Origin of the sequence: Pontibacter kalidii, from assembly GCF_026278245.1 — a bacterium.
Lineage (GTDB): Bacteria > Bacteroidota > Bacteroidia > Cytophagales > Hymenobacteraceae > Pontibacter > Pontibacter kalidii.
This window is the reverse complement of the sequence record NZ_CP111080.1, coordinates 1-18,660: the sequence shown is the minus strand read 5'-3', so window position 1 is coordinate 18,660 and position 18,660 is coordinate 1. Positions and strand designations below refer to the sequence as shown.

Annotated in this window: 21 protein-coding genes; all 21 read right to left on the bottom strand. The window is 46.3% G+C overall.

The window, feature by feature from the left end; translation table 11 throughout:
• Positions 1 to 29: 29 nt before the first annotated feature.
• The 21 genes from OH144_RS21275 to OH144_RS21175 all read right to left on the bottom strand — a co-directional run bounded on the left by OH144_RS21275 (position 30) and on the right by OH144_RS21175 (position 18,253).
• The gene (locus OH144_RS21275) at positions 30 to 488 is read right to left on the bottom strand and encodes a hypothetical protein (RefSeq protein WP_266206406.1); all 459 of its coding nucleotides are present in this window, start codon (positions 486 to 488) and stop codon (positions 30 to 32) included.
• Positions 485 to 1,273 (bottom strand): conjugative transposon protein TraN, encoded by a 789-nt coding sequence (gene traN, locus OH144_RS21270; RefSeq protein ID WP_266206405.1) that lies wholly within the window; start codon positions 1,271 to 1,273, stop codon positions 485 to 487. The genes OH144_RS21275 and traN overlap by 4 nt, the downstream gene beginning before the upstream one ends.
• Before the next feature lies 1 nt (position 1,274).
• The gene (traM, locus tag OH144_RS21265; protein WP_266206404.1) at positions 1,275 to 2,456 is read right to left on the bottom strand and encodes a conjugative transposon protein TraM; all 1,182 of its coding nucleotides are present in this window, start codon (positions 2,454 to 2,456) and stop codon (positions 1,275 to 1,277) included.
• Positions 2,443 to 2,829 (bottom strand): hypothetical protein, encoded by a 387-nt coding sequence (locus OH144_RS21260; protein WP_266206403.1) that lies wholly within the window; start codon positions 2,827 to 2,829, stop codon positions 2,443 to 2,445. The genes traM and OH144_RS21260 overlap by 14 nt, the downstream gene beginning before the upstream one ends.
• Positions 2,807 to 3,415 carry a conjugative transposon protein TraK gene (traK, locus tag OH144_RS21255; protein WP_266206402.1) on the bottom strand — a complete coding sequence of 203 codons (609 nt, stop codon included), beginning with the start codon at positions 3,413 to 3,415 and terminating at the stop codon, positions 2,807 to 2,809. The genes OH144_RS21260 and traK overlap by 23 nt, the downstream gene beginning before the upstream one ends.
• A 17-nt stretch (positions 3,416 to 3,432) precedes the next feature.
• Positions 3,433 to 4,428: a plasmid transfer protein gene (locus OH144_RS21250; RefSeq protein ID WP_266206401.1), complete on the bottom strand. Its 996-nt coding sequence runs from the start codon at positions 4,426 to 4,428 to the stop codon at positions 3,433 to 3,435.
• A 4-nt stretch (positions 4,429 to 4,432) separates the two neighbouring features.
• Positions 4,433 to 5,056 (bottom strand): hypothetical protein, encoded by a 624-nt coding sequence (locus OH144_RS21245; RefSeq protein WP_266206400.1) that lies wholly within the window; start codon positions 5,054 to 5,056, stop codon positions 4,433 to 4,435.
• A gap of 15 nt (positions 5,057 to 5,071) precedes the next feature.
• Positions 5,072 to 5,743 carry a plasmid transfer protein gene (locus tag OH144_RS21240; protein WP_089320824.1) on the bottom strand — a complete coding sequence of 224 codons (672 nt, stop codon included), beginning with the start codon at positions 5,741 to 5,743 and terminating at the stop codon, positions 5,072 to 5,074.
• Complete coding sequence (locus OH144_RS21235; protein WP_266206399.1) at positions 5,718 to 8,162, bottom strand: TraG family conjugative transposon ATPase; 2,445 nt, start codon at positions 8,160 to 8,162, stop codon at positions 5,718 to 5,720. Before OH144_RS21235 ends, OH144_RS21240 begins: the two co-directional genes overlap by 26 nt.
• Positions 8,163 to 8,210: 48 nt before the next feature.
• Positions 8,211 to 8,513: a DUF4133 domain-containing protein gene (locus tag OH144_RS21230; RefSeq protein WP_266206398.1), complete on the bottom strand. Its 303-nt coding sequence runs from the start codon at positions 8,511 to 8,513 to the stop codon at positions 8,211 to 8,213.
• Positions 8,514 to 8,516: 3 nt separating this feature from the next.
• Positions 8,517 to 8,810: a DUF4134 domain-containing protein gene (locus tag OH144_RS21225; protein ID WP_025603778.1), complete on the bottom strand. Its 294-nt coding sequence runs from the start codon at positions 8,808 to 8,810 to the stop codon at positions 8,517 to 8,519.
• Positions 8,811 to 8,834: 24 nt separating this feature from the next.
• The gene (locus OH144_RS21220; RefSeq protein ID WP_089320821.1) at positions 8,835 to 9,245 is read right to left on the bottom strand and encodes a hypothetical protein; all 411 of its coding nucleotides are present in this window, start codon (positions 9,243 to 9,245) and stop codon (positions 8,835 to 8,837) included.
• Positions 9,246 to 9,399: 154 nt separating this feature from the next.
• The gene (locus tag OH144_RS21215; protein WP_018480017.1) at positions 9,400 to 9,894 is read right to left on the bottom strand and encodes a hypothetical protein; all 495 of its coding nucleotides are present in this window, start codon (positions 9,892 to 9,894) and stop codon (positions 9,400 to 9,402) included.
• Between the two features lie 72 nt (positions 9,895 to 9,966).
• A complete protein-coding gene (locus tag OH144_RS21210) occupies positions 9,967 to 10,596 on the bottom strand; it encodes a ParA family protein (protein ID WP_089320820.1) in 630 nt (209 codons plus the stop codon).
• 20 nt (positions 10,597 to 10,616) lie between these two features.
• Positions 10,617 to 12,194 (bottom strand): relaxase/mobilization nuclease domain-containing protein, encoded by a 1,578-nt coding sequence (locus OH144_RS21205; RefSeq protein ID WP_266206397.1) that lies wholly within the window; start codon positions 12,192 to 12,194, stop codon positions 10,617 to 10,619.
• Positions 12,195 to 12,615: 421 nt separating this feature from the next.
• Positions 12,616 to 13,053, bottom strand: a complete 438-nt coding sequence (locus OH144_RS21200; protein ID WP_266206396.1) for a plasmid mobilization protein — start codon at positions 13,051 to 13,053, stop codon at positions 12,616 to 12,618.
• 830 nt (positions 13,054 to 13,883) lie between these two features.
• Entirely contained in the window at positions 13,884 to 14,165 is a 282-nt protein-coding gene (locus OH144_RS21195) for a hypothetical protein (protein WP_089320895.1), read from the bottom strand.
• A 447-nt stretch (positions 14,166 to 14,612) separates the two neighbouring features.
• Positions 14,613 to 15,581 (bottom strand): ArdC family protein, encoded by a 969-nt coding sequence (locus tag OH144_RS21190; RefSeq protein ID WP_266206395.1) that lies wholly within the window; start codon positions 15,579 to 15,581, stop codon positions 14,613 to 14,615.
• Between the two features lie 218 nt (positions 15,582 to 15,799).
• A complete protein-coding gene (locus OH144_RS21185; RefSeq protein WP_266206394.1) occupies positions 15,800 to 16,264 on the bottom strand; it encodes a JAB domain-containing protein in 465 nt (154 codons plus the stop codon).
• A 478-nt stretch (positions 16,265 to 16,742) separates the two neighbouring features.
• Positions 16,743 to 16,916: a hypothetical protein gene (locus OH144_RS21180; RefSeq protein ID WP_266206393.1), complete on the bottom strand. Its 174-nt coding sequence runs from the start codon at positions 16,914 to 16,916 to the stop codon at positions 16,743 to 16,745.
• Between the two features lie 500 nt (positions 16,917 to 17,416).
• The gene (locus tag OH144_RS21175; RefSeq protein ID WP_266206392.1) at positions 17,417 to 18,253 is read right to left on the bottom strand and encodes a hypothetical protein; all 837 of its coding nucleotides are present in this window, start codon (positions 18,251 to 18,253) and stop codon (positions 17,417 to 17,419) included.
• Positions 18,254 to 18,660 lie beyond the last annotated feature (407 nt).

Here is an 18,660-nt window from a genome sequence, read left to right as displayed (position 1 = left end):
GAAATTCCCGTCGACTAGCCAAATCCTGCTCACAATGGAATTTTGATGCCCGCCAGCAAACCAGCTCTGAAGTTATGGTTTACCCGGAGTACACCCTCGTTTTTCTGTTGGAGCATCAGCACCAAATTTCCCGGCAGCACATAGCCCAGCTCCAGGCCTGCCTGCAGGGCTCCTATGAAGTGCTCGGTGTTAGAGCCAATGCCCGCTCCCAGGCGCAGCTTGAGAAACGTGTTTCTGGATCGGGTAAGCATGGGTTTGTAAGCAACCCCCACTAACCAGTTTTTGCTGTCATCCACGTTGCTCTTATAGGCATCACCGAAGATCTCATAGGAATTATAGTGGCGTTTGCTGAACTCCAGGGCAAGGTTAGCAGTTAAGGCATCCTTGTACATCCAGCCGCCTGCCAGGTTCAGGTGGGTGTAGCCCTCTTGCGCTCGGCACGGCAGCACAACTAAGAGCAGTAAGAAAAGGAGTAATGACTTTCTCATAAGGTGTCTGCATGAAGGATGTCGGAATAGTCAATTTTAAGGGAGATGGTGCGCCCAGAAATCTGCTCCTCGGCCACCTCAATATTGAATACCTTTTCCTCTGGGAAAGTAAATTTCCTGAACACAAACACGTTCCGGTACTGGCGCTTGAAGTGACCCGTGTCATAAAGCTGGAAACTGGGCTGTAGCTCCACCTGCTGAAAGTTAGTGGCCTTCACAACTTTTTTATCCTCTATCTTAAATCGTATTTGATCGATTGTATAAGGAATGTTGGTATCATTCCTGAGGGAGAGATCAATAAAGAAATAGTCCCCCACCGTATAGATGTTGTTCAGCCTTGCCTGCATCCCCTGCCCTTTCGTAGTCACACCGTTGAACTGGGGTTTTCGCTGGAGAGCCAGCAGCGCAAACCGCGCCATGTCTTCCCGGCTCATGGCCACAGCCGGGTTCAGGTAATCATCTACCTGGGTAGGGTCTATACGCACCTCCGTGTCTGCCCGATCCGCCCGGCTGTAGGCCAGCTTATACTGTACAAGGAAGCGCTCTCCAACGATGGTGATAATACCCGGTTTTGCTCCGTCATGCTTGGGTTTGACCCGAAGGATATTGGCAACAGGTATGTCCCCGGCTACATCATCTGTGGAGATATCTACATACTGTATTGGCTCAGGGCTTACAATATGTGTGGAGATGCTTTCATGCACGTGCACTACCTGAAGAGAATCCTGTGCCGAGGCTGAAAACAGCAGGGCAAACAACACATATAGAAGGAATAGCTTTTTCATATTACAGGGCTTTGTTATCTATCAAATAAACAATGGTGTTGTACTTCAACTTAGCTTTGTTCTTCCGGATGGCTTTGCCTGCGGCGCGGGTAGTGGTCTGAGAAACCCTTTCCAGCATCGAGTAAAGCATTTGGCTGGCATTGTCAGGTGAATCCTCAAAAGTAAATGACTGACCACTGCTCACATTCCCGGCAAGCTCTTTTGTAAAGTCCCGGAACTGTGAATCCGGGACATACAGCCCAGCCAAGCCGTCGTTGTCGTAGATACTCAGGTCTACCGGGATGATTTGGTTGCCGTAGAGTATAGAGCGGATGGCTATCTCAATTCGTTGGGCACTGAAACCGGAGACCGTGCCGTAGAGGTAGCTGCCTTTCTTTATTTCGTAGTCCCGCACATAGATGTCGTCCAGCAAGCGAATCCTGATCCTGCCGCCTTGCATCACCTTCAACCCTTCGTCCAGGATAGCTCTGATAAACTGCTCCTCACCGTCGGCTGTAATGGTGTTGAAAAAGGCTTTGTTCGTATTTCTGTATTTGGTTACGGGTAACGGTGTCGGCTCTTGCTTCTCGAAAGCCGGTGCATGGGCTTTCGTCGGCTGTGGGCCCCTACGTGAAGGCACAGGCTCCTCTCCTACCCGGCTCAGGCTGTCAATAAACATCATCTGCTCCCGGAACAGCCGCATTTCCTTTTCGTATTCCGATTCAACTTTTCGCATAGGGCGGGTTGACCGTCCAGGCACAGAGGCAGTCGCCGATGCATAGCGCTCTGAGCTGAGGCGCTGACGCTGGCTTACCCGCTCCATAAACCTCTCCGGCTGCTGATCCGATAGGATGCGGTTATTGAGACTGTCGAGCATCCGCCGCTCCTCCTCCGTGTACACGCTGCCATAGGCAATGTCCCTGGGGTCTACCCTATCCTCCCCGATTTCCTGCATGGCCGAGTAATCGGTCCTATACTTAAACTCGTCCTGAAAAGCCGAGAACTTATCCTTCATGTCCCGCTTTCTCAGATTGGCATCCGGAAGGGAGGTATTAAGGGCTGTTGTCTCGGTGAGTTCCACTTTCGTTTGTGCGGCGGTGGCCGCCGGTGTCATGTCCAGCCACAGGTAATTAAGCAGGACAAGGAAAGGCAGTATGATGAGCGGGATGGCATACCTGGGATGCCGAAAGTTAATTCGCTTCATGGATGATTCGGTTTAAACGCTGATCAATAGCTTTGAGAAAAACACTGTCTTGGGCACGCAGACTGTCAGGATTTAGCTGCCTGGCCGTGTTGTAGAGCTTTATCAGCTCCAGCATATCTGCGGTACTTGACCTGCCTATAGTCATCTTGTCGCCAGAAGTATCAAGCTGCCTGTACAGCTTGCCAGCCGACACGGCATAGGTCCCCTGGTGCAGGTGCCGGACGATGAGCAACCCTATGACAGCCACAGAAAGTAAAACCAGCATGGCCAGCACTACTGCTTTAGGATTCGAGGCACAGTAGTCCCTGACACTTTCCTTGAGGGATGAAAGCTTTTGCTTTGTGTTGTTGCTAAAAGGATTTCTTTTCGACATACTCCAAGTCCTTGTTTAGGACCGTTTTCCAGTTCTTTATCAAAAGTCCATGGGGGTTGTTCTCTGTGCGTGGCACTTCCTCAAGATCCCCCTCCGTGACAAGAAGTCTTTTCATCACAGAGGTCTCCCGCTCAATGCGCTGTGTGGCGTAGTAGGTAAAGTGCCTGTTTTCGTCCACTTTAACGCTATCGGTTTTGATCGTCAAAACCGCAGAGCTTGCCAGGATCTGGTTATAATAGCCCTTCTCCTTCAAGTTGTTGTATTGTGCCAGACCGGATTCATCCACCAGGTACATGGCCTTGGAGATGTTATTTTTCATGTAGGCGTCATCTGGAGGTAGCGTGAAGAAGAGCAGGTGAAACATGTTCACGTGCGACTTGTACTCTACCGTCCGGTTTACCCCCAGCTCGGTCTGCTCCACCAGCAGCGGCACCGAGTGGTCGATCACATAAATCTTCTTCCGCTGCTCCTCGGCATAACGAAAGGCAAAGGCGCAAACCGTGCCTACTATAATGATGGAGGAGATAAAGCTGCCGATACTCACGGCAAATGCCAGCTTCATTTTCTTTTCGAGGTTGTTTATCATAGCAAGCGCTTTTTAGTTTATTTTAAAATTCCTCCGGCCGCCTTCGCAGCTCCTCCTGCCATTGTACCAATGGCATTACCCACACCCGTGGTGTGCACGATCCAGGTGGAAATAATGGGAATGGTCAGCATGGCCAATCCTCCCACAATCAAGGAGACGATGTAGAAGCTGATGCCGCCCGAGGGAAAGGAAACGTAGGCAATGAACATCTCTTCGTTGCCCAGTACTGCCTTCAGGATATCTATTTCCTTCATCAAGCCATACTTGACCAGCACAAAGGAGATGGACATAATGATATAGCCCAGCCCCGAGTACAGCCCTACGGAGATATAGCGGGCAATCCAGGTCAGGTAAGAGTCCCGAAAGCCCGGCAGCACGCTAAGGGCAAAGGAGAAGGGACCCAGGATCACCAGAATGCCTGCAAAGATGATCTGCAGGAAATAGATAATGTAAGAGCATACCTGAAAGATGCTGATCACAATCCACTCCACCACCATCATCGCCGTAAAGTGCAGCTTGGCCATCAGCATCAGGTAATAGCCTTTCATTTTGTTAAACAGGGGCTGCAGGTCAATTCCCATGGTCTCGTACCAGCTCGCGTCACTCGCCTCACTCTCAATCCGCTCAAACTCGGCGCTGCTCTCAGAGAGCTTTCGGGCCACAGAGTCCACCAGCGCGAGGCGTTCCCGGTGCAAATCCTCCACCTGGTCTACCTGTGCGCCGTACATGCCCTTTGCCTGATCATTGACTAGCTGCAGCGGCAGGTTCACAGCGTCAATAAACCCTGGCCAGAAAACAATCACCAGTGTCAGGGCGAAAGGGCGCAGCAAAGGCATGATGCGAAGCGTTTCATCCCCGGCCATCATTTTGTATGCCTCCAGGCCGAAGTACAGCAGCATGCTGATGGCGCAAAGCGCCTGCGCATCATACAAGAAAACACTCACCAAATCCTGTATATTGAGAAAGAGCCCGTCGAACAGGTCAAATATGGCTTTATCGATCAATTCACGCATGGCATCAGTCGGTTAAGTCCTGACTCGTTTTAAAGAGAGAGATGAGCCGCCTGAAATCATTCCTCAATGCTGTAAGCTCCCCGATGTATACCCGCAGCTGCTCCCCTTTTTTGGCATCGTCCAGGTAAGCGTCCAGGATGATCCCGATGTCGGCGTTAATTCTATCCCGCTCGGCATGGATGGCCAAAATATAATCTGCCTGCACCCCGGCCTGCACCGCCTCAGCATTCATCCCCAATAGGGCAGTGTTGAGTTCATCGATCTTCTTTTTATACAACAGGTGGTATCCTTTATTCAGGGACCTGTCAGCAAACTTGAACATCTCCTGCTCATATACCTGGCTTACTGCTTCCTCCTGCGCCTCCGCCTTCACCTTGTTCTGGTTCAGCAAAGCCATGGTAGGGGCAAGCTGCAGCATGTTCCGCCTGTCAGGTCCTTTCCTGTACTTGTTATGAAACAGAATAAAGTACCATTTCGGATTGAACTTTCCCCAACGGGTAACAACCTCCCGCTCCAGCTGGTACCTTGTGTTTTTACTGTTAACTGGCTGCACGCCCTGCCCCAGGGCATCTGTGAAGAGTATAGGAAGCAGGGCCAGGCACAAAGCAGGTACACATAACGTCTTCATAGCAATAGAGATAATTTACTTCTTGATTGCCTTGTACTCATCCATCAGGGAGCGGATGATCGCCTGGCTGTTGTCAGGGTAGGCAAGTCCCATCGGGTTCATGGTCTTCAAAAGGCCCGCGTACTTGGCCACACGCATCTTGCGCGTAATGGAATAGGCCAGGCCCCGCATCACCCGCAGCTCATCCACCACATGGCGGATCAGGGTGAGCCTGTCGGCGTTGTTCATCAGGTTCACATCCGTGCCGATAACAGCCACCTGGTAGATATAGGTAAACAGGTCGGATGTACGGTTGAGCAGCTCCAGCTCTGTCTTGGCAGCGATCAGGAGCAACTCGTTGTCACCGCGCGCCAGTTCCATCATTTGGTTTTGGTAGTGGCCTATGTCTGCGGCAATTTGGGAGGCATAAATAATGTTTTTACTCTGCCCGATAATGGATTGAACGGATTTGAGAGAGTTGTACATCTTTTCCTCCAGCTCTTTGATCTGCGTCATCTTCAGGCTAATGGTAGTCTGCAGGGCCGCAATCTTTCCTTCGTTTTCCTTAATGTCATTTAAGGCCGCCTGCTGGGCCGTATGGTTCACAACAAGTGTGGAGACGACCGCTGGGTCAAAAACAACCTGCTGGGCTAGTACATGCCCTGTTACCAGACCCAGAAAGCTAAGTGTGTAGAGGTACTTTTTCATAGCTGCGTTGCAAAATAAGGTGAACAAATTCGTTTAGCTTGAGCCCCGAGGCCCTGAAGTCTGCGACAAATCTTTCCAGGGCTTCCCTGAAATCCCCATACTTGCTCAGGTACACGTGCATGGCCTCTTTTTCCTGGCGCTCGGTGGTAAAGGTCAAATACTCTTCCAGCGATACCTCCACCCCGTATACCTCACCAATGGCCCCGCGCTTGATGTAGACTTCCTTGAAGCGGCCCCGCCCCTCTTTGTTGTCGAGGCTGTTGATGGTGAAAATCTTCTTGCGCTCCACCTCATTGAGGGAGAGCAGCGTGGCGATCTCGTCGAAATTGTCCTTGAACTTGGTCTGGTCTAAGAGGCAGATGGTATCGGAGTTGTTGATGATGGAGTTCTTAACCACAACATTGCCGATGATATCATCCAGCTCCTGTGTCACGACCACGGCCTCTCCCCAGAATTTGCGGACCGTTTTATAGACGTAGAGGATATAGCCGGCCATCAGCGGAGAGGCAATGGCCTTCCAGGCCTCCTCGATGATGAGCGCCTTACGGTTCTTCTTGTGGCGCATCTTCTGAAGGAACACATCCATGATGATCAGGGTGGTGATCGGGAAAAGTACCTTATGCTCCTTGATGGCATCTATTTCGAAAACAATAAAGGGCTCATCAAACAGGGTGGTATCCAGCTCGTTGTTCAGAATCTGGCCATACGCCTCCCCTTTGCAGAACTTCTTGAGGATAAAGCGGTAACTGGTCAGGTCAAAGTTAATAGACTCTTTTTGCGTGATCTCCTCGATCTTTCTGATGGAGAAGTCATAGAAGGACTGGAAGGAAAGGTAGCTGCTCTCCAAGCCGTTTTCAAAGTAGTGTTGGTAATAGGAAGTGATAACGGAAGAGAGGACGCTGTCCTCAATTTGGCTGACAGTGCCCCCGGCACCTTTCCAGAGCAGGCCCACCAATGACTTGAGAAACTCCCGCTTCTCCTCGTTGAATTCGGCAGCAGAGATCCGGAAGGGGTTCATGGTGATCGGCTGCTCTTCGGAGTAGGTAATGTAGCGGCCCCTGTAGTAGGCACACAGGCCGGAGTAACTGTGTCCGGTATCCACCAAAATAACATCTGTGTGCTGCAGGGCATACTGCCGGATCAGGTGGTTCATGAAAAATGATTTTCCCGCTCCCGAAGGTCCCAACACGAACTTGTTACGGTTATTCATCCGGCCTGAGAAGATAGGCGCATCACTTGTGTCAATCGTGATAGGAATCCCCTGCCGGTCCGTGAAGTATACCTGAAAACTGGATGACTCACTTTGCAGCAAACGTTCTTTAAAAAGCAGACATAAGGCCGCGTCTGAAGTAGTCAAAAACTTATCATATACTTTAAGCTCCGAACTATTGCCGGGCAAGGCACACCGGAATAGCTCGAGTTGGTTATATGCGTTTCGGGAGGGAATAATGCCAATGGAAAACAAAGCGCTTTCCAGATAGTTAGCGGCACGGTCTATCTCCTTTTCTCTGGCTGAAAGCAGCACGCTGTAATGCCCGTACACAAGCAGCTGGTTATCCTTGGCGATATCGGCCATCACCTGATCAATATCCTGCACACTCAGATCATTGGCCGGGTCAGGCATGGAGAGGTGTTTTTTTCTTTTGGCCTGCAGCCTGGCCAATTCATGGCGCTGATCAGGGATTTGGATCACCTGGTTGTACACCAGGCAGTCACAACCTGGCACCTGGTGCAGAAAATGCATCAGGTCTACCGGGAGGCTGTACCCTATGTGAAGCGCTGTGTTTGGCTTAAGATTGGACGGGAAGTTAATCTCATCTATGTCCACAAGCGAGATACATCGGATAACGCTGCCACCGACTTGCAGGCCTTCCTCTGAGGCAAGGAGGTTATTGAGCGCATAAACCTCATCGGAAAAGTTGAAGGCAAGCATGCGGGAAATAAACTGCTTCACCTCGGTCTCTTTCAGAGCATAGGGCTTGAAAGACCTGCTCTCCAGTATGTCCAGCACTTTGGCAACGTTCCGCTGGAATGCTTTGAAGTCTTTCTCGTCATAGGTAAAGAAGCTGGAGCGCCGCACGCCCCTTGTTATAGTCAGGTATGTAGAGACGTCCAGGTAGTCTCTTCCTGCAAATGTCTCCTGAAATTTCTGACTCAGGAGGTCATCCGTTTGCTTCGGCACATAGCACTTCCTGGCTAGTATGTCCGTTTTCTGAAGGGTGTAGCCTGCGCCTAAAATTTTAACGATGTTGGCAAAGGTCTGGTGGAAGAGATGGTAAGCCTCCACGTCTGCACAGTACTGCAGGGCAGGATTTTGTACTTTGATGATAACCGAATAGTCTCCGCGCTCATGATATAGAATATCATGGGCATGACGGTCTATGCCAATGTATGGCAGACCAAACCGCTGCTTTTTCATGGCTGAGAAAAGTGATGACGTTAAAGTTGTGCTGCCAGGGCCAGGCTCCTATCTTCGTGCAGAACGCTTCCATTGTGCGGGCATGATGTATACCCCTTTGGACCTCGTTTTATGATGCAACCCTTTCTTCTGCTGCATAGCCGTAAACCCCATACCACCGAAAGTCACAATCACCAAGGCTACCAGACCTGAAAAGAAGTTGAGCGAAACAGATAAGACAACTGCTGCAAAGAAGCCAGTTAGAACGGAGGCCAGGCCCCAGTAGATATATCTACCTTTCAAGGATTTAAATACAAGGGGCTTTTGCAGCCCCTTGTAGACATTAAATCCTCTGTTATCTTCGGGAGCCACGGCTTACAAGCCGAAGAAGGCTTTGATCACCACCCCCACCACCATTAGGAATACGCAGGAACCCATCCACCCCATGACAGCCTTTTGTGTGTCTTGGTCTCCGGAGTTCCACTTGATGTACACTCTAACTCCTCCAATCAGGCCAACAATAGCTCCGATGACCAGGATTAAGTTGCCTACAGGGTCAATGTAAGTTTGGAGCTCAGAGGCTCCGGCATCAATGCCTCCGGCCCCTTGAGCAAAGGAAGATGGGACAGCGAGGACTACCAATACGAGCATAGCAAGTAACTTTTTCATAATCTCTGTCATTGAGTTAAAAATTTATGAAGAAAAAGGTATTGCGTTTGAAAGTCGCCTGGCGTTCTGAAGGAACTCCTCTAGGGGTATCCCCTGCCCTATCACGGGCATGGCGACACTATTCTCAGAGGCCGTCTGATGCGCAAAGGCATGCCCGTCGGCTGCAACAGGATATTCTTGGGGATCGCTATCCAAGGGTTGCTCCTCCTGCTCGTAATCCTCATAGTCCTCCTCGAATTCTTCCTCCAGGTAATCCTCGTCCACAACGTCTTGGGGTGCCTCTGTAGTGTCTACTAAATCTGAAACACTGTACTGCGCTACCATATCTGCGGCTACGCCTTTTGCATTTCGAAGGTACAGGTCAAACAACAGGTTACCTGCATAATAAAGCACATAGAGTACTGCTACCGTAGCAAAGAAAACGCCCCAAGACATAGCTATATAATTTAAGTTAAAACATCGATTTAAAGACTAGACATTCCTAATTTAAATATATAATCGATATGAAATACGGTTTTATACTTATACGTATATTTTAAGATTAGATTATTTATTTATATACTTTTTTACCTAATGTTATAGATTCAGCTTAGTTCAAGAACTTGTTATCCGTCCTATCACGTAGCCTTTGGATCTCCTCTTTATGCTCTTCAATGAATTTGGCAAACAGGTAGCTTGCCAGCACATTGATTTTGATCCCTCCTTTTTTCTTCAGCAGGTCTAGCACTTCGTGTATATGCACGTCCACATAAACTGTTTTGGAGGTAAAGGTAAACTCATCCTTCGCACTATCGAGCTCAGCAAGCAGTTGTTCAAAGCTCAAACCTGACGCTGCTTTACCCGAAGCCTTTGCAGCTGTCTTTTTCGAGGAAGGCGCCTCCTGCTTTTTGCCTGCTGTAGCGGTAGAAGAAGCCTTAGGCTTTTCACCTTTTTTGCCCGATTTTGAAACTGCGGGCGCCGTCTCTTCTTTTTCCTCAGGAACTGGTTGAACAGCTTTCTCTTCTGCGTTTTTCTGCTGGGGAGCCTGTCCTATGCTTTGCTTAAAGCTCTTGATGTCAAACCCTTTGTTACCTGCTGTAGCCATGAATATTATACGTTATTTAATTAAAATGTTTCAATTATTGAATATTAATATAAATTTTATTTAAAGAATCTTCTATGTTGTCTCTAAATACTCATTATATATATATCCAAAAGACTTGTCGAGCACCCCTCGGATATCCGAAGAGATAGATACGGTATCTATGCGTTGAAATCCTACCCGGTCTGGCAGCGCCGGAGCTACAGTGCCGAACTGCGCCAGCTGCTCATCCACTGCAGCTTTCAATTCATAGTTCACGGAGGACTTCAGGCGGTTTGGCAGGAACACGATCTTTACCTGCGGGTTAACATGCTTGGCCACCTGAACAAAGAACATGGTGGACTCAAAAGTCATCTTTTCATAGGCAAACGGACAGACGATTACTTCAGCGTCCTGGTATACAGCAATGAGCTCGTTCGTGTCCAGCCTGCCAGGCATGTCCATAATAACATGCCCCCCTTGCAGACTATCAATGTGCACCTTGTATTTCGGGTACTCCTCTACCTCCATCTTGATAACCTCGTACAGTGGGTCATTGGCATACAGCTCCTTCTCCTTCTCCCATCTGGAGTAGATGGAGTCCTGAAAGTCCATATCCAGGATGATCACATTGTCCTTTTTCTCCAAGGCCAGATAGTTAGCCAGCAGTATACAGGTGGTGGACTTGCCTACCCCTCCTTTTTGATTTGCTACTACAATTTTCATGTATTAATCGTCTATGTGTATTATCGTTTTCGTTGATTCTTTCTCTTCCTATTCTCTCCCTGATCAGGTCCGAGGTTTGACTCCATAAGGTAAAGCATAGAAGCTGCCAGTTGACCGATGGTCCCGGAAGACTGGGTCCATGCGTCCTGCAGCCTTTCCTCTCTCGCCCGATCACTACCCTTATCAAGCTCAACAACCTGCACAGCATGAAAGTCAGGCCTCTCTTTTGTCAGATCTGCCCAGGCATACACCCGTTTCTGCTGATGATCAATCAGGAAGTGCTTTCCGTCTGCATGAGCGATGCTCCAGCCGCAACTGTCCAGCATTTCCTGCAGCGGCCTGCCGCTGGCAAGGCCGCTGTGCAGTTTGGCGGCTACCACCTCCTTCTCCAGAGGGTCAGAAGCCTTCGCAACCGACAGATCCGACTGCTTTACAAAAAACAGCCTGGAAAGCAGCCTCATATCCTTGTCGCTCGTCACGGCGTACTGCCGCGCCTCCTGCAGCCTTTCTTGGTAAAGCAGCGCCCTGACATGGGCCTTATCAAGCATCAGAACAGGGATGCTGCCTTCTTCATCTCCCTTGATGCGGATCTCTCCCTTTTTGTTGACAAGGAGCCCTGTTGCCTCCAGCTGTCTTTTGAAACCGGTGTAGCACAGCCCCCTGTCTGCAGAAAGCTTGGCTATGAGCTCCCGTCCAGCCTGTATTTTCTCTTCTCTGTTAACACTGGAAAGCAGCTCGTCGAGCTTCATCACCTGGGAACCCTTCAGCACCAGTTTGCTGGCATGGTCGAGAATCGTGTAGCCATAGGGAGTGCTCTTCCCCTTTGCCTGGTGCACCACCAGCTCTATCCCAAACTTTTCCTTTAATAGCCCGGAGAACTGCTCCACCGTTAGGCCTCGTTTATACTTGCGGAATATGGCTTTCAGCTGCCCTACACGCGTATCTGGTGCTTTATACTTTGCTATCCTGTCAGCAACTTCTTTCCTTGCAAAGGCATGCACCACTGAACCGTACTTAATGAACTGGTACTGTCCATCCTTCTCCGTGACTTTCACGCCTTCCCTTTCGAGCAGTAACTTAAACTGAGCTTCAGAGGAAAATCCATATGCCAGCGCTTTCCTCAAGTATGCTTTTACCTCGTATGCCACATCCTGCATCAGAATCTCCTGCATCACTTTCTGAGACCTCATGTTTTCATACTTGTCGTTCACCTTCTTCCCCTCTTTGCTTACCCTGGTAGATACTATGTGTACATGGTTGTGCGCAGTATCTGAATGAAAGTAGATAAGGTAGGGGTTATCATGGTACCCCATGCGCTGGAGGTATTTCTCCGCGATTTCCAGGAGTTCCTCCGCACTCTTCTCCCTTCCCTTACAGGAAATAATGGCATGGAACTGGGACTTTAGCACTGACTCGTTTGTGTTTGCCACCAACGTCATGTACCTGATATAATCCTCCTGCTTCAAGTTTCCCGCAGCCAGGTTCAAGAAACCGAAGTTCTCAGCCTTGAGCAGCTGAGCTGCACCCTGTGCTCTTTTCTCTTCATTGTAAACAACGCCATTGAACCCGGCAGCGGCAGAAAGGATTTTCACGATCATAGCCCACTCATTAACGCTTCAAAAATATAACAAATAATAACTTTCACATAAAAGCTACTATATATTATTTAACAATTTTAAACTATTATCTTTTACTTAATAATTATTAGTTATTATTTATAATATTAAACTTAAAATTTAATAGTTAAAACTTATTAATTCTTACTTATTAATTCTTACTTATTAATTCTTACTTATTAATTCTTACTTATTAATTCTTACTTATTAATTCTTACTTATTAATTCTTACTTATTAATTCTTACTTATTAATTCTTACTTATTAATTCTTACTTATTAATTCTTACTTATTAATTCTTACTTATTAATTCTTACTTATTAATTCTTACTTATTAATTCTTACTTATTAATTCTTACTTATTAATTCTTACTTATTAATTCTTACTTATTAAATAATAAATATTATTTAAACTTCTTGAACCTTGCAGCAGCAATCCGAAGAAAAGAGCGAAGCGCCTTGACCAATTCTTTTTCTATGATACTAAACTCTATCATGTGTCTGTTAAAATCGGCAAGAAACTGCAGGTTTATCATATTGTTTGCCTTCAGGTAATTGACATACCTGGCTACCTGATTGATATTGTTGCCGACCCTGCTGATCTCTGGGCCGAGCCTATCCAACACAGCGATTAACTCTTTGGGATTAGCAATAAATTCGTCAGGCTGCGCCAGTGCCTTCCTCCGCAGGTAAACAGACAACGATTCATGCCCTGCAGCCGTCATCTCCGTCTCCAGTTGCTTGTATTCGCTATCGGAAAAGGTCAGCTTTAACTGTCTGGCCCTCTTTAATTCCGGCGATAGTTTTGGACGCCCTCCTTTTGGTTTCTTAACACCTTCCATACATTCTTTGCTCAATAAAAGACACGAGTTGCGAGTGGGTTTATCCCCCTTGCTGATAGCTACGCTGAAAGCAAGGCAAGAGGTTTTGAGGGACTCAAAACACATCTTGCAATACAAAGCCCACCATACACCAAAAGAAAGAATTCTAGGTAAATAATACAAGAAGAGGGGAGATTAGGAAGAGTAAGGTTCCAAAAGCGGAGCATTGGGTAAGCTGGAGGGAACAGGGGAGTATGGATAACAAGTACCTACTATAAGAAAAAGCTTCAAATACTAAATCCAGCGGTACAAATATTTAATAATTATTATTTATCATGTATTACCTAACAGATAATAAGCATTATCTAATAAGTAAAATGTGTTATGTGTTATGTGTTATGTGTTATGTGTTAAATAATAATTATTTTTTTTTTAAAGCTAGAAATATGTGTCAATTAAAGGCAAGCAGCTTAATAGTCAAAGTAGATAGTTTGAGACGAAAAGCAGAAAGAGTCAGAAAAGGGTAGACAGGTCAATAGGGGAGAGGTAAGGTTCCAGAAGCCTTCGGCTCTTAAAAGCCCGTACATGGCAAATCCTACTACCGTTATCGCATGAATTTATCCAAACCTCTGCAAAAAAATCACCCATGTAGTAGAGGCATACCCGATACTCTCCATCTAGGCGGCTTGAAAGAAACTGCCCCTCATCCCATACCGCCTGTGCCCTTTCATTAAGTGAAAGAATACTATTGAACTCATATAGATTCATAGGAGAACAAGCTAGAAGTTGATTAATAGAATAGTAGGCAATGTAAAGCTTTGCATCTTGTGCCTTGTGAAGCTATCATTTAGTTATCCTTCAGCAGGTGCCGATTTCTTGATTGTTTCGTGAAGTAAGGCAAAGAGCTTGATCGCATCGACATCCAGTAGTACCGCAAGGTCCAGCAATTCGCTTACACGAAAGGAGCGGGGATCGCCAATCTTGTTTCGAAGTCGCTGGTTATTTATGCCTAGTGCTTTGGCCACGGGAGTATACGGTACGATATCAAACAGCTCAGTAAGTGAAGTCAGCTGTTGCTTTTCAAGCATACGCTTGCCTAGTTCAAACTTAGGGCTCTTGTCTTCTATCTGCATTATTCTATAATTAACGAATCCTGATGGCTTATCTTAAGCCAAATATCTAAGAAATGACACTTACAAATATATACGTAACATATACAAATTAATACTAAAAGTATTTGACAAGTTTACTTTTATTCTTTCTCGACCTGTTACTTAAGAGCAATCAAGAAGGCAGAAGTAGGAGAGAGGAAGATGAACGCTTTAGAGGGCCACAAGCACCCATTATAGTATCCATTGAGTCTTTAACAAGACAGCAAGAAGGACCACAAAAAATGGCCATATTTGCTTTGAGCTGATTATACGGCAGACGCTTCACATAAAGCCTACACCCCAAAAGTAATCCCGCCGAAGGCGGGTCGCCATAGCAGGATTTCACCTTTCAAATTTCCGCAGTTAACTCCATCAGTATTGAAAATGAAAGATCTTGCCTGATGTTACCAGGCAAGATCTTTCAAAAGGCTACGCTGCCATAGTTGTTGGTTCTGCCGCCAGATTACTTTCTGCCTGTAGGTTTAGGATATAGCTGGCCGCTTTAAAAGCCTTTGTGCTTGCATAGATGATCATTGTCTTATCATCCTTAAATTTCTTCGCCCATCCCTGCAGGTAAGCCACCGAGTTTTCAAAAACCTCCGCTTTGATACCTGTAAAGGCATTGAGGAAACTTGCTCCCATCTCGGCTATCAGTTCCTCCTTAGAGTAATTTATGTCGCCAAACCGGGCCGCCTTCTCTTCGTCAGCAAAACGGTTAAGCCTGGTTTGATGGCCTGTGGAGTGAATCAGTTCGTGAAACAAAGTTGCGTGATAAGCCTGAGAGGAAACAAAGCTGCTCAGCTCCGGCATCTGTACCGTATCATTAAAAGGCGCATAGTAGGCCTGGGAGCCTCCGTGCAGAACGTTCGGGCGTGGCATAGGGTATTGATCCACCACCTCCTGACAAGCCTCTATTACCTGCAGTTCGGTACGCTCATGAACAGAAGGGAGGGTAAACTCGATTCCTTCCACTTGATCAATATTAAATACCGTCCAAATAAAGGGGACAAATCTTCTCTGGTACACCTCCTGTGTCTCTCCTGTAGTGCCATTACCCTCCCTAGTATCACTTTTGGCGTAAACTTTCCAGTAGATGATCTGGCTTCCTTTCTCTCCCTTCTTTACATGCCCGCCCAGTTCTTTAGCCTGTCTATAGGTAAGAAAGTAGGGTGTCCTAAAGCTTTTCTTATCAGTCAGGTAGTTCAGAAAGAAAGCATTGAAGCCTTCATAATAGCGGCCAGATACATAGTTTTTAGGCAGTCCGTAAGATGTCCAAGGCTTTCTCCAGAATACCTGGCCTTGCTCTAATTGCTCGATGACCTCATTTGTTACCTGATCTGCCAGTTGAATGAATTTTTGATAAGCGCTCATAACTTTTAGCTTTAGAAGGTTAAACAAAACTCATATTGATATATACGTTTAGTATATATTTAGTTACATTTAGTGTATATTAATTATCCACAAAATAGAGTTTTTATTTCCCCTTATGTTAGCGCTAAATTGCCTGTGTGCTATTGTAGAACAGGCATTGCTACAGAAAGAAAAAAGGAAAACCCGCCGTCAGGCGGGCCGCTACGGTTGGTTTAACAGCCGAGATTTGAAAGAGTGAGGGACTTTTATAAAAGTCCCTCGTCTGCAAAAGAATAATAGCCCTCATTAGTAAGGATGATGTGATCCAGAACAGCAATATCAAGTAAGTTACCGCCCTCTTTAACCTTTTTAGTAAGGCTGATATCTGCACTGCTGGGCTTTAAGTTGCCCGATGGGTGATTATGGGCTAAAACGATCCCACTGGCATTGGCTTTGAGTGCAGCGACAAAGATAAGTTTCGGATCTGCCACCGTACCGGCCACGCCACCGGTAGAAACTTCAAATATTCCCAGCACTTTGTTTGCCCTGCTTAATAACATAACCTTAAATTGCTCGCGGAACTGTATGCTGCCTTCATCCCACAGCTGTAGGAAGAAAGTGTAACTGTCTTTAGAACTCGTAATCTGCGGGCGCTCGGAGGCCTTCACCTGGGGATGATAGCTGAGCTTTACCTCTGCAATCTGGGTTACGGTTGTTGAAGTCTGTTCCATACACACAAAATTTAAAGGGGTTGATATAAAAAGTATATTTATATATACGTTATGTATTTAAAAGGTTACAATATGTATATATAATTTTTATGCTTTTATCATATTTTTGCTGGCCCTGTGTATGGAACCTTTAGGCTTCATAGCTAGTCATTAAAGCACTGGACATATTTTAGCTGTTTTTGTAAAGAAGTTGTGTAATTTTCGCAGCCCAAGTCTCTTTCTCTTCCCTTTTGTTAAATCTTTATTGTTCACGAACCCCTCCGACATTTCAAATTCCTATTTATAAGGAAGTATATAGAAGTATATATATTTAGTGGCAATACTTGAACGGCTGTACGGAATAGAGCAAATGGGCTGCATTATGGGTGTGACAATACTTGAATGACCTACTACTACTGAGGCAATACTTGAACAGCTTTGGAGAAGCGTGGCAATACTTGAACGACTTGAGACAATACTTGAGTAGGTAAAACTGCTATTATTGAGGGAAATAGCCAATTTGTGGCGATACTTGAACGCCTTGAGACAATACTTGAATGGATTGTGGCAATACTTGAACGGTTCCGGCTACTGAGGCAATACTTGAACGGCTCAGAAAGAGTGTGGCAATACTTGAATAGTAAATATTCCCTTGGCTTAAGAAGGCATCCATAAGGTAAAAGATCGATTCGATGCATTAAACCCGCCGCTTCATAAGGCTTGCAGTAACGCAACCTGTCAAGAGACCCTCATAAAGAACGCCTGTGGTATGCTGGAGACATTCGCTAGGAGTTTCTATCATCATTATTCAAGTGCCTTCGTTAAGTCTCTGTACAATAGAGACAAATCGTTCCTGCGCATAATGTCGATTCTCTCCACATTGCACGTTATAGAAGAATTGACTGCTCAGCTTGTCATACACTATTTCGATAACGCTGCCTCTTTGGTTACCTAATCCTGTGAGCGTACCGCTTACTTCTACATCTTCTCCAAGTCTGTATTTTGCAAAAGTCATATCTCATCCATATATTAGATTGGCTCTTTATGTTTCGTATGCGTGGCAGTACTTGAATAATAGGCTGGAACCCTTGCTTAAAGTCCTTCCAAGGGCAATGTAGGGAGTTTCCATATAGACTTTAGTTATGCCCTCTGTGACAATACTTGAATAGCTTTTTAATTATCGTCGGAGAATAGACCTCCCCGAATAAGCTTTTTCGCCATTGCCAGTGTGATATCCTTGTTGTGCACCTTAAAATATGCTTTGCAAAGCTCATTTGCTTTGTGCGTCAGGTCCGCGTCCGAATTAGTCAGCCAACGCTGAAAAGTATCTTTCTCTCCTGTGATTTGGACATGGTTCCCATATGTATGGTGGAAAAGATCCCGCATGCGCTCCAGCAAGGCAATGTAAAAGTTGTGATCCTCCTTCGCCTCCATAACCTCGTGGTATACAGAGAAGTCCAGACTAACCCAATAGAGCTCCTGGTACTTTTTAGTTGGATCCCCTTGGACAAAAGTATAGTCAAAAGGCAGCTTTCCCTTCTCCCGAATGTAGTCCAGTACCCTCTTCACACTTTTTTTCTTAAACCTAGGTTCCTCTGACTCAATATGGGCAACCGAGGCCAACAGGTCTATGGGCATCTTCGTGATGCGTTGACCTGAGCTGAGCAGCTGGTGACGCGTCTTGTAAAGGAAAATATATAGGCTCTTGCGCCCGTCGCCGCCACGCCCTTTTCCTACATGCTTATAGCCGTTGGTGTCAATGGTATAGTACCTGCGGAAAAACCCTTCCATAAGCTCATCCGATATCCGGACATCGTAAATCTTGATAGTGTTGGTGTGTCTGTCGATGCTAACCTTAATATCCTTGAGAATGGCAAAGTTCTTCAGCTCTATCACCTTATCCTGATGCTTATACTCGTAGGAGCGAGAGAAGATGATGTTATTGCTCAACATGTGGAACAGGGCATAGTCAAAGGTTGTCTCAAACCTGTGACCGAAATATTCAGGCACTTCCGCTTTGGGGTTGTTTTTGAACTTGGGGTGCACCTCACACAAGGTCTGCTTGTTACGTCCAGTCTCTTTGCAGAACTCTGAAGCGTGAACCTCGTGAACCCGAAAGGTCCTTTTTCATTTTCCTCGAAATGAAGACGATGAAATCTTTCACAATACCGGCATCTTCATCAAAGGACTTCTCAATGTCTCTGATGTTATCGGCTACGCTCCTGTCAAATTCTACTCAGGAAGTAGGTCGGATCGCTTAAAAGGGCCTCAGATGGTTTGTTCTCGTGTTGCATAAGTTACAAAAATACAGGTACGGATTGGCAACTCAGCCACTGGTACAGTCCTTCCTCCTCCTTATAAGGACGGGTTGGTAAAAATCTTTGAGTAAGTTAATTTTTTTCAAAGTTAACAATGTA

Bases quoted from the DNA above. Each gene is read 5' to 3' on its own strand.
- OH144_RS21275 (WP_266206406.1), bottom strand. From the start codon at position 488: ATGAGAAAGTCATTACTCCTTTTCTTACTGCTCTTAGTTGTGCTGCCG.
- traN (WP_266206405.1), bottom strand. From the start codon at position 1,273: ATGAAAAAGCTATTCCTTCTATATGTGTTGTTTGCCCTGCTGTTTTCA.
- traM (WP_266206404.1), bottom strand. From the start codon at position 2,456: ATGAAGCGAATTAACTTTCGGCATCCCAGGTATGCCATCCCGCTCATC.
- OH144_RS21260 (WP_266206403.1), bottom strand. From the start codon at position 2,829: ATGTCGAAAAGAAATCCTTTTAGCAACAACACAAAGCAAAAGCTTTCA.
- traK (WP_266206402.1), bottom strand. From the start codon at position 3,415: ATGATAAACAACCTCGAAAAGAAAATGAAGCTGGCATTTGCCGTGAGT.
- OH144_RS21250 (WP_266206401.1), bottom strand. From the start codon at position 4,428: ATGCGTGAATTGATCGATAAAGCCATATTTGACCTGTTCGACGGGCTC.
- OH144_RS21245 (WP_266206400.1), bottom strand. From the start codon at position 5,056: ATGAAGACGTTATGTGTACCTGCTTTGTGCCTGGCCCTGCTTCCTATA.
- OH144_RS21240 (WP_089320824.1), bottom strand. From the start codon at position 5,743: ATGAAAAAGTACCTCTACACACTTAGCTTTCTGGGTCTGGTAACAGGG.
- OH144_RS21235 (WP_266206399.1), bottom strand. From the start codon at position 8,162: ATGAAAAAGCAGCGGTTTGGTCTGCCATACATTGGCATAGACCGTCAT.
- OH144_RS21225 (WP_025603778.1), bottom strand. From the start codon at position 8,810: ATGAAAAAGTTACTTGCTATGCTCGTATTGGTAGTCCTCGCTGTCCCA.
- OH144_RS21220 (WP_089320821.1), bottom strand. From the start codon at position 9,245: ATGTCTTGGGGCGTTTTCTTTGCTACGGTAGCAGTACTCTATGTGCTT.
- OH144_RS21215 (WP_018480017.1), bottom strand. From the start codon at position 9,894: ATGGCTACAGCAGGTAACAAAGGGTTTGACATCAAGAGCTTTAAGCAA.
- OH144_RS21210 (WP_089320820.1), bottom strand. From the start codon at position 10,596: ATGAAAATTGTAGTAGCAAATCAAAAAGGAGGGGTAGGCAAGTCCACC.
- OH144_RS21205 (WP_266206397.1), bottom strand. From the start codon at position 12,194: ATGATCGTGAAAATCCTTTCTGCCGCTGCCGGGTTCAATGGCGTTGTT.
- OH144_RS21200 (WP_266206396.1), bottom strand. From the start codon at position 13,053: ATGGAAGGTGTTAAGAAACCAAAAGGAGGGCGTCCAAAACTATCGCCG.
- OH144_RS21195 (WP_089320895.1), bottom strand. From the start codon at position 14,165: ATGCAGATAGAAGACAAGAGCCCTAAGTTTGAACTAGGCAAGCGTATG.
- OH144_RS21185 (WP_266206394.1), bottom strand. From the start codon at position 16,264: ATGGAACAGACTTCAACAACCGTAACCCAGATTGCAGAGGTAAAGCTC.
- OH144_RS21180 (WP_266206393.1), bottom strand. From the start codon at position 16,916: ATGGATGCCTTCTTAAGCCAAGGGAATATTTACTATTCAAGTATTGCC.